Here is a 13,574-nt window from a genome sequence, read left to right on the forward strand (position 1 = left end):
AGAGTTACTAAACGTGACCGAAACCAGTGCAGACATCGCCCGAGCGCTTCGCCCCTCCGTGACGCGGCTCTACCTGGCGTTGCGTCGGCACACCCCGATTCCCGAGTACACCGCTGCTCAGGCGTCGGCGCTGGCCACGATCGTCGACCACGAGCCGATGCGCATGGGCGAACTCGCCGAACGCGAGTCCATCCGCATGCCAACGGCAACAGCCCTGGTCGACGGCCTGTGCAAGAGCGGACTGGTGGTTCGTGCACCAGACCCCGACGACCGACGTGCCGTCCTGGTCCGACTGACCGAACACGGGCACGAGGTTCTCGAGCGGGTTCGCGGGCAACGCGAGGACGCGCTCGCCGCAGCACTCGAACGGCTTTCCGACGACGACCGCGCGCGGCTCGCCGCGGCTGCCCCAGCATTTCGGGCACTGCACGCGGAGCTCGAGGGGACCCCGACCCCATCCCCGACCCCGACGAAGTAAAAACAGCGGCGACGTAGAAGCAGTAGTTCCCAAAGACTCTAGTAAGCAACAACTTTCGACAATGAACACGAGGTAGATGTGACAACCACGACGGAGAAGCCGGCGCAGTCGGCGCCAGAGGAGCACTCCCACTCACTGATCGAGACCTTCAAGGGTCAGCCCCGGGCCGTGTGGGTGACCGCATTCGCTGCGGTCATCGCCTTCATGGGTATCGGCCTCGTCGACCCGATCCTGAATACGATCCGCGAGGAACTGCACGCGCCGCCGTCGAAGCTGACGCTGCTTTTCGCCGTCTACCTCGGTGTGCAGGTGATCGCCATGCTGATCACCGGTTGGGCCGCATTCCGCTACGGACCCAAGCGCACGCTGACCGTCGGCCTCGCGTTGATCGTCATCGCAGCGGGCGTCTCGACGTTCGCGGGCAACATCGACCACCTCATCGCGATGCGCGTGCTCTGGGGTCTCGGCAACGCGCTGTTCATGGCGACGGCACTGGCGTTCATCGTCGGCGCGGCCAAGGGCGGCCAGCACGGCGCGATTCTACTGTACGAGGCCGCGCTCGGCGTCGGCCTGGCAGTCGGTCCGCTTCTCGGAGCACTGCTCGGAGCATGGACGTGGCGTGCACCGTTCGCGGGTACCGCGGTCCTCATGCTGATCGGTGCTGTGCTGTGTGCGTTCATGCTGCCGTCCGACGGTCCGCGCTCAGAACGTGTCGCGGTCAGCATTGTCGACCCGCTCAAAGCGCTGCGTAACCGCACCTTGCTGCTGACGTCGATCGGCTCGGCGTTCTACACCGGCGCACTGTTCACGGTCATCGCCTACGCGCCACTTGCCATGGGCCTCAAGCCGATTCCGGCGGGCATGGTGTTCTTCGGTTGGGGTCTGTTGACCGCACTCTCGGGTGTCTTCGTCGGGCCGCGACTCGCCGAATGGATCGGACAGCGCGGTGGCGTGATGACCGCGATCGTCGGCTACGGCGTCGTGATGGCGCTCGCAGCGGTCGGTGTCGCCACCGACCAGGTGTGGCTGACCGGTCTCGCGATCGTGCTCTCGGGTCTGCCGTCGGGCATCCTCAACACGCTGTTCACCGGCGTTGCGATGTCGTCGGCCGATCCCAACAAGCCGCGCTCGGTTGCCAGTGCCGGCTACAGCTTCCTGCGTTGGATGGGCGGCGCGGCGTCGGCCGTGCTGGTCGCCTACCTCGCGGAGTGGTTCGCTCCGGCGGCCCCGTTCTGGTTCGCCGTCGGCTACTGCGCCGTCGCCGTGATCGCGGTCGGGTTCGTGCAGTCGAAGAAGGCGGAGTCGCACCACGTCGACGAGGACGCCGCGCTGGTCGGTGCGGAAGAGTTCTGAGTCTCGCTCAATACGAAAGAGGTTGCCCCGCAGTCCACTTCGGACCGCGGGGCACTCTTCTGTAGGGAGCGGCCGTCAGTCGAGCCAGTCGAGCACCGACGCCGCGGTCCAGCTCTGCTGCATACTGCCGAGCGCCTCGCCGGTGAACGGCTCGTAGTACTCGGCGAACGCGCCATCGGTGGCCTGCCGCAAGCCCTCTTCACGGAGTCGCGCGGAGCGTTCTGTCCACCCGCGGCGCGCGAAGGCCCAGCTGAACAGCCAGGTCATCACCGGCCAGACCGGGCCGCGCCAATACTCACGTGGGCGGAAGTCGGCCGAAATCGGCGACGTCGACGGCGGGACACTGAATCTCAGGTCGGGGTGTCCGCAGAAGCGCGGGCCGTCGAACAGTCGTAGCAGCGCGCGTTCCCGATCGCGCGACAGCCCGCCGCACAGCAGGGGCGCGAAGACCGCGATGGTCTCGGAGTTGATCCACTGACCGGCGCGCAGGTCGTAGTCACGCGCGGCACCGTTGCGGTCGTTCGCGGCCGCGACCACGCCCGCCTTGAACCGATCCGACCACGCCCGCAGGTCTCGCACGTCAGCGCGCGGCTTGGAGTAGTCCTCCCCGATCGTCGCGAGAACATCGCATGCGACGGCGAAGATCGCACTGACGAAGACGTCCTCGACCATGAAACTCATGACCTTGGGCAGGATCTCGTCGTCGTAGTGCGCTCGTTTCATCTCTTCGACGAGCCAGATGTAGCGGTCGTATTCGAGGTCGGTCGGGCGCATCGAGAGGTCGGCGACGTGCTCGAGGTCGGCGCGGGTGTACGGCGGCAGATCCTCGCCGGGAACGACGCGCGAGTACGGACCGTCCCAGCGCGGGGAGTTGTCCATACCCGATTCCCAGCCGTGGTAGATCGTGACGCGACCGCGCCCGAGCGGATCCCGTGCGTGAGCGAGCCATCGATGCCACCGCATCAGCGCGCCCCACCGGCGGTCGATGAACTCGTTTGCGACGGCCCGCGTCGAACGGCCGTGTCGCCGTGAGTGATCCAGGATGCGCTGAACCGCAATCGCGTGCACCGGCGGCTGCGTGATGCCCGACGTCTCCGGATAGTCGGGTGCGGCGTCGGCCAGGCGCGAGCACTCCCATCGGCCTGGGCCGGGGAAATAACCGTCGCGCCCGTTGGCGAAAACGATGTGCGGAATCATGCCGTTCGACCACTGCGCCGAGAGCAGTGTGTCCATCTCGATGACGGCACGTTCGACGCTCAGCGGCGCGAGACCGACTGTCACGAATGCTGCGTCCCAGCTCCACATGTGCGGGTAGAGGCGGGGTGCCGCGCTGGTCATCGTGCCCAGATCGTTGCCGCGGAGCAGATACGCGGCTCGTGCCGACAACTGCGTTGGGGTGAATCCATACCTGGCCACGCGTTGATTCTGCACTGCCTCGACTGTCCTCGCCGCTCGAGGTCGTCGGTGATGTCCGCCGATACGGTTGGACGCGTGCCAACCGCATTGATCACCGGAGCCAGCCGCGGACTCGGCGAGCAGATCGCCCGACAACTCGCACCCACCCACTCGCTGATTCTCGGCGGCAGACCGTCGACAGCACTCGACGCGCTCGCCGCGGAGCTGGGTGCCACGACATTCGCCGTCGAACTCACCGACCACGATTCGGTTGCCGCGGCCGCGGCGTCGATACCGTCGCTGGACGTACTGGTCCATAGCGCGGGAGTCGGCTCGACGCTGCGCACCGTCGCCGAGACACCCGCCGACGAATGGCGTCACGTGCTCGAGGTGAATCTCGTTGCCGCAGCCGAGGTGACGCGTGTGCTGCTGCCCGCGCTGCGGGCGGCGCAGGGTCACGTCGTGTTCATCAACTCGGGCGCGGGGATTCGCGCCAACCCCGGTTGGGGCGCGTACGCGGCGAGCAAGTTCGGGCTGCGCGCGCTGGCCGACGCCCTGCGCGGCGAGGAGACCTCGCTGCGCGTGACGTCGGTGTTCCCCGGGCGAATCGACACCGACATGCAGCGCGAGCTGGTCGCGATCGAGGGCGACGACTACGACGCGTCGAAGTTCCTGAAGCCCTCGACGGTCGCGGGCGCGGTGGTCGCCGCGATCCACACCCCGGCCGACGCCCACCCGACGGAGATCGTGCTGCGCCCGACCGGCCGCGGGTGATCTCGACAAGCTCCTTCCCGCTGGTCGAGCGGGCGCGAGCGCAGCGAGCACCCGAGTCGAGACCACACCTCCGGGCGGGTGATCTCGACAAGCTCGATCAGCGGTTGGGGGCTCGATCAGCGGGGGTGGGCTCGATCGGCGGGAACTCCCCTACAGCTGCTTGAGGTCGGTCGGGGCCCAGACGGCGCGCATGGAGGAGATCTTGCCGTCGGCGTCGAAGACCATGATGTCGATCGGGGTGATCTCGAACCGCATGTCGGCGGTGCCGGTGACGAGCGTGAACTCGAAGACCGCGGTGTCGCCCGCGATCTTCTTCCAGTTCAGGGTGGCGACGTGCTCGTCCATGCCGGTGATGATCGAGTAGAACTCGACGAGCTGATCGCGGGTGTTGCGGATGTCGGCGCCGATCGGGTCCTCGACGGTCGCGTCGGGTGCGTAGAGATCCGCGATCTGCTCGGCGGTGCCGCTGGTGAGCAGATCGATGTACGCAGCTACGGCGGCCTCGATCTTGCTCGACAGCTCGGTCTGTTCCTGCTCGACGGTCATACGTGTCTCCAAATCTAGAACGTGTTCTACTTTGGAGCCAAGGTATCAGTCGAGGCGCTCGTAGATGGTGCCGTTCGCGATTCCGCCGGCCTCGCACATCGTCTGCAGCACGAAGCGCCCGCCGCGCTGCTCGAGAGCGTTGATGGCGGTCGCGGCGATACGTGCACCGCTCGCACCCAGCGGATGCCCGATGGCGATCGCGCCGCCGTTGACGTTCACGCGGTCCAGGTCGACGTCGAGTTCCTTCGCCCAGGCAAGCACCACGGACGCGAACGCCTCGTTGACCTCGAACAGGTCGATGTCGTCGAGGCTCAGTCCCGCGCGGGCCAGCACCTTGCGGGTCGCCGGAATGATCGCGGTGAGCATGAGCAGCGGGTCGTCGCCGACGACGGCGAACGAGTGCACGCGCGCCCGAGGCCGCACCCCGAGTTGTCGCGCCCGCTCCTCATTCATCACCAGCACCGCTGCCGAGCCGTCGTTGATCTGGCTCGCGTTGGCCGCGGTCACGTTCCAGCCGATCTGCGGGAATCGTTGCGCGATCGCCTCGTCGTAATAGGCGGGGCGAAGGCCTGCGAGTGTCTCGAGCGTCGAGCCGACGCGGATCCCCTCGTCCGTGGTCAGCCCCGCGAGCGGAGCGATCTCGTTGTCGAAGAGACCGTTCTTGGTCGCTGCTGCGGCCAATTCGTGTGAGCGCAGGGCGAACTCGTCCATCTCGGTGCGCGAGATGCCCCACTTGGCTGCGATCAGCTCCGCCGAGATGCCCTGCCCGACAAGTCCTTCGGGGTACCGTTCGTTGAAGGCCACGCCGTTGAGGTCGTCGGTGCCGAAGGCAGCCGATCCCATCGGTACCCGCGACATCGATTCGACGCCCGCACCGACCACTACGTCGTAGGCGCCCGCAATGACGCCCTGCGCTGCGAACGCGATGGCCTGTTGACCACTGCCGCACTGCCTGTCGAGCGAGACGCCCGGCACCGACTCCGGGTAGCCGGCCGCCAACAAACCGCGACGCGCGATGTTGAGGCTCTGCTCACCGACCTGCGTGACAACGCCGGTGATCACGTCGTCGATGTCGGCCGGATCGATTGCATTGCGTGACAGTAGTTCTCGCAGCGGATGAGCCAGGAGATCGACCGGGTGTACGTCGTGTAGCGCGCCCGTCGGCTTTCCCTTTCCGACCGGGGTGCGCACGGCGTCGACGATGACTGCTGTGTTCATGATCTTCATACCTTTCGTGATGGTGAATCATGCTGTGCCCGACTATGTTCGGGCGGGGCGGTGCTACGACCCCAAGGCCCAAGACCGCAAGACCGCATCAACCGATGTTCGACGCCGCGACCGCTTCAGCCTGGGCGGACGTGCGACGCACCAGCGGGCCGAGCGCGAGAATTGTTGCGGCTGCGGCGAATGCCGCGCAGACCCACCAGGTTCCCGTTGTGACTCCCGCTCCGAGCATGGCGACAAGCGCGCTGGTGCCGATCGTCGTACCCAGTTGTCGCGACATCGTGATCACCGCGCTGCCGCGGCCGGCGATAGCGGCGTCGAGTCCGCTTGTGGCGGTGGCGATCAACGCCGGAATGACCAGGCCGACACCGAATCCGCCGAGGAGCCAACCGGGTAGGAAGCCGGCGGCGTAGTTGGGATCGGACGCGTCGGTGCAGATTCTGATCAGGACCATTCCGATGGCCCACATGCCCGCTCCCGCGGCGGCGAGCAACCACGGCGAGACCGTCCGCGCCATCCGGGAGACCAGCACCGCCGCCACGGGCACCATCAGCGGACCCGGCGCAACGGCCAGACCGCTGCGGATCACCGAATAGCCCCAGCCCTTCTGTAGCAACAGGATTCCGTCGAGCAATCCGGCGGCGAAGGCGATGCTGAACAGCAACATCGCTGCCGTCCCGAAGGAGAACTCAGGACGCGAGAACAACCGTGTGGGGATCAGCGGGTCGTCGGATCGCCGATCGATGAAGACGAAGGCCACACCCAGGATCACGGCAGCGACGAGTACGGCGATCGCGCGCGTGGAACCCCATCCCCACTCGTCGCCCTGCACCAGGTAGAGGACGCCGAGTGCGCTCGACGCCGCGAGTAGCACGGCGCCTGTGAGCATTCCGATCGAGACGGCAGCGCCGGAGCGTTGTTGCTGCACACCGGAGTCGCGCCCGAAGACCCGGACCGCCGCGATCACGAACGCGATGCCGATCGGCACGTTGATCAGAAACGCTGCACGCCAGGAGAATTCGACGAGGATACCGCCGACGACCGGCCCGAGCGCCGCCGCCATCCCCGACGTTGCGGCCCAGATGCGCACGGCACCCGCCCGACGCTCCGGTGGCACCGACGTCACCAGAAGCGCAAGGCTCGCGGGCGTGAGCGCCGCCGCCCCGACAGCCTGCAGCACCCGCGCGGCGATGAGAACGCCGAGTGTCGGTGCGCATGCCGCGAGCGCGCTCGCCGCGGTGAACACGACGACCCCGCCGATGAAGCCGCGACGGTTGCCCAGCCTGTCGCTCGCGGCGCCCAGCGGGATGAGGAGTGCCGCATAGACGATCGCGTAAGCAGAGAGTGTCCAACTGACCGAGGTCAGCCGTGCGCCACCGAAGTCCTTGGCGATGTCGTCGAATGCCACGTTGACCACGAAGAGGTCGAGGGCGACCAGGAACGGCGCGCCGCACGCGACCGCGAGAAGAGCACCGGCGCCGTGCCGCCGTTCGCTCTGGCTTTTGTTTTCCATAGTCAGACTGTTTACCCGCTGACTATGCCTGCGTCAAGTCAGCTACACTGTGGGCATGGAGTTACGTGGACCTCTGGCCGAAAGGGACAACTGGACGGCGAATCGGTGCTCTATCGACAAAGCCATGGGCGTGATCGGCACCCGATCCGCGATGCTCATCCTGCGTGAAGCGTTCTACGGGGCAACACGATTCGACGAGTTCGCGCGCCGCGTCGGGATCACAGACGCCGTCGCATCGGCTCGACTGCGGGAGCTCACCGAGGCGGGGCTCTTCGAGAAGGTCCCCTACCGCGAGCCCGGCCAGCGCGTCCGCAACGAGTACCGCCTCACCGAGCAGGGCCACGCACTGCTGCCGGTGATCGTCGCGCTCATGCAGTGGGGCGACCGGTATCTGCAGCCCAGCGGTGCCCCACTCGACCTCACCGACGCCGACGGCGAGTCCATCCACGCCGCGGTCGTCGGACCCGACGGCACCGAACTCGGACCCGACGACGTCGCAGTTGCCCTCCATCGCAAGTAGCGATCACCCACGACCTCACCGTTCATCTGAGAAACCGACATTCTGGGCCGTGCCGTCAACCGTTTGATAAGTTCGCCCTCGCAACCGGACGGCACACTTGGCCGCAGCAGAGGACCCCCGCGGGGACACCTGCCGGAGACCACGAACAGCACGGGATGAGGGGGTCGCGATGGACGCACACTGCCCGAGCCTGTCGAGTCCGCGTGCGCGGAGTCTCGCGCCGTGAGCGTGCTGCTGCTGGCCGACGGCCTGCATCCCGACAACGACACCGCCCGACGCTGGGCCAACGACGAGCTGTCGAAGCCGCAGTATCACGAGCAGGCCACCACGCCCTCGCAGCCTCCTGAGCCCAGCCGGAACTTCTTCTCCATCCTCTACGACTTCTTCACCGGCGGACCGGCTCCGGACACAACGCTGATCGTGACCATCGTCGTCGTGCTGCTGGTGATCATCGCGCTCGTGGCCTTCGCCATCTTCTTCGTGCGACGCACTCCGCGGGCGCGGCGCACCGAGAAGTCGGCTCCCCTCGACGACCTGACACTCAAGTCCGGCGAATACCGCTCGGCCGCAGAGGATCTCCTCGACAAGGGCGATCCCGACGGTTGCGTGCGCGAAGCGATGCGCGCACTGGCGCGGCGGGGCATCGAACGCGGGTACATCGTCGCGGCGCCGTCGTTGACCGCTCGCGAGGCGTCGCGACGACTCGGCGTCGCCTACGACGACAAGCGCGACCAACTCCGTTGGGCCGCTGACCTTTTCGACGCCGTCGAGTACGGCTACCGGCACGCCGACCTCCCACAGGCGCAGGCCATGCTCGAGCTGGAACGCTCGATCCGCAGGGGTCGCGCACGGTCTGACGCGGACCACGATTCCGTGGGTGGCGGCAAGATGAGCGGCGACATGACCAGCGGTGACATGACCAGCGGCGACATGACGAACGACGACGTGGCGGCAGGCCGGTGAGCGCACCCGTGAGCGCACCGCCCGCGGCCCCCGAGGGTCGGTCCGGCCCAGCTCCGTCGCGTCCGCGACATCGACGTCGAACCTGGTTGATTGTCCTCGGAGTCGTGGTTGCAGTGCTGATCGTCGTGCTCGTCGCCGCCCTCGCGCTGGGCGGCGCGCCGTCGTCGAAGCCGAAGCCCCCGACGCCGAGCAACACGGTGGCGGGTGATCCCGACAACCTCGGGCCGACGGGTGCTCGTGCCGTCACGAAAGTGATCAGCGATCACGGTGTCGGCGTCACCGTGGCGCGGGGACTCGACGAACTCCGCGATCGCACGACACCGGGCGCCGACGATACCGTCGTCTTGAGCGGCTCCGGCGCTCTCACCCCGGCCAACGCGTCGTACCTCCTCGACAAGTTCCGAGACGTCAAGCGCGTGGTGCTGGTCTCCCCGACCGACAACGCGCTCGCGGCGCTGGGGCTACCGGTGAGCGTTGCACTCGTCGCGCAAACCCGATCAACGGGAGCGTGCTCGCTCATCGGGATCGCCCCCGACGACGTCATCTCGTCACAGGGCATCGGCGTGGGTTCGTACTCGTCGGCCACCAGGTACACGCCGACGCAGCCCGCGGCATCCTGCTTTCCCGACGACACCGACACCGGTGCAGATGTGGTCGATCGGCCGGGACAGATCGTCGTGGTACCCGCGACGACCTCGCACCCCGAGATCGTCGTGACCGACGGCGACTTCTGGCACAACGCAAACCTCGCCGAGGACGACAATGCGGGCGTTGCCCTCCGCGTGCTCGCCTCCTCCGGTCGCCTCATCTGGTTCATTCCGAGCTTTGGCGATCGACCACCTGAACCGGGTGAGCCCGACTCCGACCCGCGTTCTCAGATTCCGCGTTGGATCGGCCCCGGTTTCCTGCTGGCAGCCTTCGCTGTCTTCGCGCTGATGCTCTGGCGCGGACGACGATTCGGGCCGATGGTCACCGAGCCGCTACCCGCCGTCGTCAAGGCGATCGAGACCACCCAGGCCCGTGGACGGCTCTACCATCGCGCCGGAGCCGATAGTCGTGCCGCAGCGATCCTGCGCATCCGCACCATCTCGCGCATCGCCGGGTACCTCGGACTCCACTACGACCCCGTGCACGCCCTCGACGCACTCGACGCGTCCGACGAACACGATGACTCGGGCGTGTGGACACCGGACGGTTCCGACTCGTCGGTCGCCGCGATCATCAGCGTCGCCGCAGCGGCGTCACACCGAGACGCCCGCGACGTCGCACGACTCCTGACCGGCCCGTTGCCCGAGGGCGACGACGCGCTGGTCGTCTTCACCACTGAATTGACCGCTCTAGAGAAGGAAGTCCGGGGCACACCATGACCGCACCCTCAAACCCGCCGCACTCGACACCACCACACTCAACCCCGCCGCACTCAGCGCGACCGCCTGTACCCCAGCCCGCTTCGTATCCGCCTGTGCCGGGCGGTAAGTCGGGCGCGGTGGGGTCGGTGACGTCCGGAGTGGGGTCAGGGGCAGATTCGACGTCGGCGCGTTCTCGGCTGAATGCGGTACGCGCCGAGGTCGGCAAAGCCGTTGTCGGACAAGATACCGCGGTCTCAGGGATGCTGATCGCGCTGCTGTGTCGCGGTCACATCCTGCTCGAAGGCGTTCCGGGAGTGGCCAAGACGCTGCTGGTGCGGTCGGTCGCCGCTGCCCTCGACGTCGACACCGCGCGCGTGCAGTTCACCCCCGACCTCATGCCGGGTGACGTCACCGGATCACTGATCTTCGACGCCGCGGCGTCGGAGTTCAGTTTCCGGGAGGGTCCGGTGTTCACCAATCTGCTTCTCGCGGACGAGATCAACCGAACGCCACCCAAGACGCAGGCGTCACTGCTCGAGGCGATGGAAGAAGCGCAGGTATCCGTCGACGGCGTGCCGCGCGCCCTGCCCGAGCCGTTCCTTGTCGCAGCGACTCAGAACCCCGTCGAGTACGAGGGCACCTACCCGCTTCCGGAAGCTCAGCTCGACCGATTCCTGCTGAAGGTGACCCTGCCGATTCCACCGCGCGACGACGAGATCACCGTATTGGCAAGGCACGCAGCAGGATTCGATCCACACGATCTGGCCGCTGCCGGTCTGCGACCGGTCGCCTCGGGCTCCGATGTGATCGCAGGCGCAGCCGCAGTGCGACGGGTGGCCGTGGCACCACAGGTCGCCGCCTACATCGTCGACATCGCCCGCGCGACCCGGATGTCGCCGTCGCTCTCACTCGGGGTCAGTCCACGAGGTGCGACCGCGCTGCTCGGCACGAGTCGCGCGTGGGCGTGGCTGAGCGGACGCGATTTCGTCACACCCGACGACGTGCAGATGATGGCGCAAGCGACTCTTGCGCACCGCCTTTCGCTGCGCCCGGAGGCTGAGCTCGAGGGAGTCTCGGTCGGCGCGGTGCTGGCTGCGGCGATCGGTTCCGTTCCCGTCCCACGCTGATGGTCATCACCGGCCGCTTCTTCGTACTCGTCCTCGCGGGCGCCATTCCGACGGTGCTCTTCCCCCACTACTGGGTGGTGCTGGCCTGGGTCGTGGTATGCGTCGTGCTACTGCTGATCGACCTCGCCGTCGTCGGAAACCCCACGCGCACTCTCGAATTGGGTCGAGTGCCGTGCGGTCCGGTTCAGCTCGGCCAATCCACCCAGACGACGCTGTTGGTGCGCAACCTGTCCGGCAGTCGATTCCGCGGTCTGATCCGCGACGCATGGCAGCCGTCGGCAGGTGCGGAACCGACCGCGCCGCGGCCGGTGAATCTCGCTCCTGCGCAGTCGGAGTCGATCACGACGACCCTCACACCCACCCGCCGCGGTGACCGACTGGCCGTCGGTGTGACCGTTCGACGGCTCAGCCCACTCGGACTCTGCGCCCGACAGCGCACCGTCGTGGTTCCGGGCATCGTGCGTGCGCTGCCCGTCTTCACCGCGCGCAAGCATCTGCCGTCACGGCTGGCGTATCTGCGACAGCTCGACGGACGGTCGGCCGTGCGCACCCGTGGACAGGGAACCGAATTCGATTCTCTGCGTGACTATGTCGAGGGCGACGACGTGCGCAGTATCGATTGGCGTGCCACTGCGCGACGCCGCTCCGTCGTCGTCCGCACGTGGCAGCCGGAGAAAGACCGGCACATCGTGATCGTGCTCGACACGTCGCGGACATCGGCCGGTCGTGTCGGCGACGCTCCGCGACTCGACGCCGCGATGGATGCGGCCCTGCTGCTGGCGTCGCTCGCGTCGCATGCGGGCGATCGCGTCGACTTCATCGCGGGTGATCGCGTGGTACACCGGCGGATCATCGGAGCGCCGCGCACAACCTTGCTGAGCGACTTCGTGACCGCGATGGCGCCGCTCGAACCCGCTCTGGTGGAAGCAGATTGGCCCATGTTGTGCACCGAGGTCAGCAAGGTGTCGCGCCAGCGAGCACTCGTGGTGCTGTTGACACCGCTCGAACCCGCCGCGGTCGAGGAGTCATTGCTGCCGCCGCTCGCCGCACTCGCACAGCGCTACCAGGTGGTCATCGGATCGGTATCCGACCCGATGCTCGACGAGATGGCCGAACGTCGCGACGACGTCCGCGAGATCTACGACGCCGCAGCGGCGGTACGCACACTGACGTTACGAGGCCGCACGGCGTCGGGGTTGCGGCGTCTCGGCGTCGACGTCGTGGATGCCGCGCCTGACAAACTGCCCGCCGCGCTCGCCGACCACTACCTACTGCTGAAGTCGCGCGGAATGCTCTGAGCGGCTTGCCTCCCCGGGCATCTGTCAGGCGACGGGTACCCGCGGTCGATCTCGTCGAGATCGCCTGTGGCACCACGATCGTGGGCACGACGTCCGAGCACCAGCGCGTACAAGAGGAACCCGACCCACACGGTGACGCCGATACCGATGCGCGCCCATGTCGGGAGACCCGACGGGGTCACGAACGCTTCGATGGCTCCGCAGATGAGTAGCAGCACAACCAATCCGATGCCGATGGCGATTGCGGTGCGGCCCGCCTCGGCAAGTGAATCAGAGCGTTTGCGGTCGCCGGGCGCGACCCAAGACCAGAAGATGCGCAGCCCGACACCTGCCGCCACGAACAGACACGTGAGCTCGAGTAGCCCGTGCGGGGTGATGAGTCCGAAGAAGAGGTCGGCCCGACCGTGGTTGATCATGATCGAACCCGTCACCGCGAGGTTGAGAATATTCTGGTAGAGCATCCAGATCACCGGGAAACCGAAGACCCCGAAGGCGATGCACAGCAACGCAAGTCGGAAGTTGTTGGTCCAGACCTCGAACGCGAACGACGACGCGGCGTGCTCGGAGTAGTAGTTCTCGAAGTCGTCGTTGACGAGGTGCTCGATCTCCGCGCGCGACCCGAACGTGTGCTCCATGGTCGGGTGGTCGAGGAGCCACCAGCCGATGCCGACAGCGAATGCGATCGACACGACCATCACCGTCAGCCACCACCGTCGAGTGCTGTAGAGCGCGGCGGGCAGCGTTATCGTCACGTACCGCACCAGTTGGTCCCACGTGGTGACGGTCGACCCGAGCGCGTGCCCGCGAGCCCGGGCCAGCAGCGTCGACAAATATGCGACGACCGCGCGGTCTGGCGCCGACGATCGGATCACCGACAAGTGTGTGGCAGTGCGCTGATAGGCGTCGAGGATCTCGTCGGACTCGGCACCGGTGAGGTGGCGTTTTCGTGAGAGTTCGTCGAGTCTCTGCCACGTCGGTGACTTCGCTCGTACGTAGGCATCGAGATCCACATCGGTAGCCTAGCGAGACCACGG

Annotated in this window: 13 protein-coding genes; 8 read left to right on the top strand and 5 right to left on the bottom strand. The window is 67.0% G+C overall.

Features of this window, described 5'->3' with window-relative positions; translation table 11 throughout:
- Positions 1-13: 13 nt before the first annotated feature.
- Positions 14-478 carry a MarR family winged helix-turn-helix transcriptional regulator gene (locus A5766_RS19085; protein WP_005207693.1) on the top strand — a complete coding sequence of 155 codons (465 nt, stop codon included), beginning with the start codon at positions 14-16 and terminating at the stop codon, positions 476-478.
- A gap of 78 nt (positions 479-556) precedes the next feature.
- Positions 557-1,831 carry an MFS transporter gene (locus A5766_RS19090; RefSeq protein WP_064905992.1) on the top strand — a complete coding sequence of 425 codons (1,275 nt, stop codon included), beginning with the start codon at positions 557-559 and terminating at the stop codon, positions 1,829-1,831.
- Between the two features lie 75 nt (positions 1,832-1,906).
- On the opposite strand, the gene ggh is transcribed toward A5766_RS19090, so the two are convergent.
- Entirely contained in the window at positions 1,907-3,247 is a 1,341-nt protein-coding gene (ggh, locus tag A5766_RS19095; protein WP_064906021.1) for a glucosylglycerate hydrolase, read from the bottom strand.
- A gap of 75 nt (positions 3,248-3,322) precedes the next feature.
- On the opposite strand from ggh, the gene A5766_RS19100 reads away from it, so the two are divergent.
- Positions 3,323-4,000, top strand: coding sequence for an SDR family oxidoreductase (locus tag A5766_RS19100; protein WP_064906023.1), 678 nt, complete (start codon positions 3,323-3,325; stop codon positions 3,998-4,000).
- 150 nt (positions 4,001-4,150) lie between these two features.
- Here A5766_RS19100 and A5766_RS19105 read toward each other — a convergent pair whose 3' ends face one another.
- The 3 genes from A5766_RS19105 to A5766_RS19115 all read right to left on the bottom strand — a co-directional run bounded on the left by A5766_RS19105 (position 4,151) and on the right by A5766_RS19115 (position 7,283).
- The gene (locus tag A5766_RS19105) at positions 4,151-4,546 is read right to left on the bottom strand and encodes a nuclear transport factor 2 family protein (RefSeq protein ID WP_064905994.1); all 396 of its coding nucleotides are present in this window, start codon (positions 4,544-4,546) and stop codon (positions 4,151-4,153) included.
- A gap of 45 nt (positions 4,547-4,591) precedes the next feature.
- Positions 4,592-5,764: a thiolase family protein gene (locus tag A5766_RS19110; protein ID WP_064906025.1), complete on the bottom strand. Its 1,173-nt coding sequence runs from the start codon at positions 5,762-5,764 to the stop codon at positions 4,592-4,594.
- A 97-nt stretch (positions 5,765-5,861) separates the two neighbouring features.
- Positions 5,862-7,283 (bottom strand): MFS transporter, encoded by a 1,422-nt coding sequence (locus A5766_RS19115; RefSeq protein WP_064905996.1) that lies wholly within the window; start codon positions 7,281-7,283, stop codon positions 5,862-5,864.
- Between the two features lie 55 nt (positions 7,284-7,338).
- Here A5766_RS19115 and A5766_RS19120 point away from each other — a divergent pair, with 55 nt between their 5' ends.
- The 5 genes from A5766_RS19120 to A5766_RS19140 all read left to right on the top strand — a co-directional run bounded on the left by A5766_RS19120 (position 7,339) and on the right by A5766_RS19140 (position 12,540).
- Positions 7,339-7,803, top strand: a complete 465-nt coding sequence (locus A5766_RS19120; RefSeq protein ID WP_064905998.1) for a winged helix-turn-helix transcriptional regulator — start codon at positions 7,339-7,341, stop codon at positions 7,801-7,803.
- A 222-nt stretch (positions 7,804-8,025) separates the two neighbouring features.
- Positions 8,026-8,766 (top strand): DUF4129 domain-containing protein, encoded by a 741-nt coding sequence (locus tag A5766_RS19125; RefSeq protein WP_064906000.1) that lies wholly within the window; start codon positions 8,026-8,028, stop codon positions 8,764-8,766.
- An 8-nt stretch (positions 8,767-8,774) separates the two neighbouring features.
- On the top strand, positions 8,775-10,133 hold the full coding sequence (locus A5766_RS19130) for a DUF4350 domain-containing protein (RefSeq protein ID WP_231894730.1): 1,359 nt from the start codon (positions 8,775-8,777) through the stop codon (positions 10,131-10,133).
- A complete protein-coding gene (locus tag A5766_RS19135) occupies positions 10,130-11,242 on the top strand; it encodes an AAA family ATPase (RefSeq protein WP_082933683.1) in 1,113 nt (370 codons plus the stop codon). Before A5766_RS19130 ends, A5766_RS19135 begins: the two co-directional genes overlap by 4 nt.
- Positions 11,242-12,540, top strand: a complete 1,299-nt coding sequence (locus A5766_RS19140) for a DUF58 domain-containing protein (RefSeq protein WP_005207670.1) — start codon at positions 11,242-11,244, stop codon at positions 12,538-12,540. Before A5766_RS19135 ends, A5766_RS19140 begins: the two co-directional genes overlap by 1 nt.
- Here the strand turns inward: A5766_RS19140 and A5766_RS19145 are convergent.
- Positions 12,507-13,550: a stage II sporulation protein M gene (locus A5766_RS19145; protein ID WP_064906002.1), complete on the bottom strand. Its 1,044-nt coding sequence runs from the start codon at positions 13,548-13,550 to the stop codon at positions 12,507-12,509. The genes A5766_RS19140 and A5766_RS19145 overlap by 34 nt on opposite strands.
- Between the last annotated feature and the right edge of the window lie 24 nt (positions 13,551-13,574).

This window comes from Gordonia sp. 852002-51296_SCH5728562-b, from assembly GCF_001665475.1.
GTDB classification, from domain to species: Bacteria; Actinomycetota; Actinomycetes; order Mycobacteriales; family Mycobacteriaceae; genus Gordonia; species Gordonia sputi.

Coding starts and splice junctions, on each gene's coding strand:
- A5766_RS19140 (WP_005207670.1), top strand. CDS start 11,242: ATGGTCATCACCGGCCGCTTCTTCGTACTCGTCCTCGCGGGCGCCATT.
- A5766_RS19105 (WP_064905994.1), bottom strand. CDS start 4,546: ATGACCGTCGAGCAGGAACAGACCGAGCTGTCGAGCAAGATCGAGGCC.
- A5766_RS19120 (WP_064905998.1), top strand. CDS start 7,339: ATGGAGTTACGTGGACCTCTGGCCGAAAGGGACAACTGGACGGCGAAT.
- A5766_RS19135 (WP_082933683.1), top strand. CDS start 10,130: ATGACCGCACCCTCAAACCCGCCGCACTCGACACCACCACACTCAACC.
- A5766_RS19110 (WP_064906025.1), bottom strand. CDS start 5,764: ATGAACACAGCAGTCATCGTCGACGCCGTGCGCACCCCGGTCGGAAAG.
- A5766_RS19115 (WP_064905996.1), bottom strand. CDS start 7,283: ATGGAAAACAAAAGCCAGAGCGAACGGCGGCACGGCGCCGGTGCTCTT.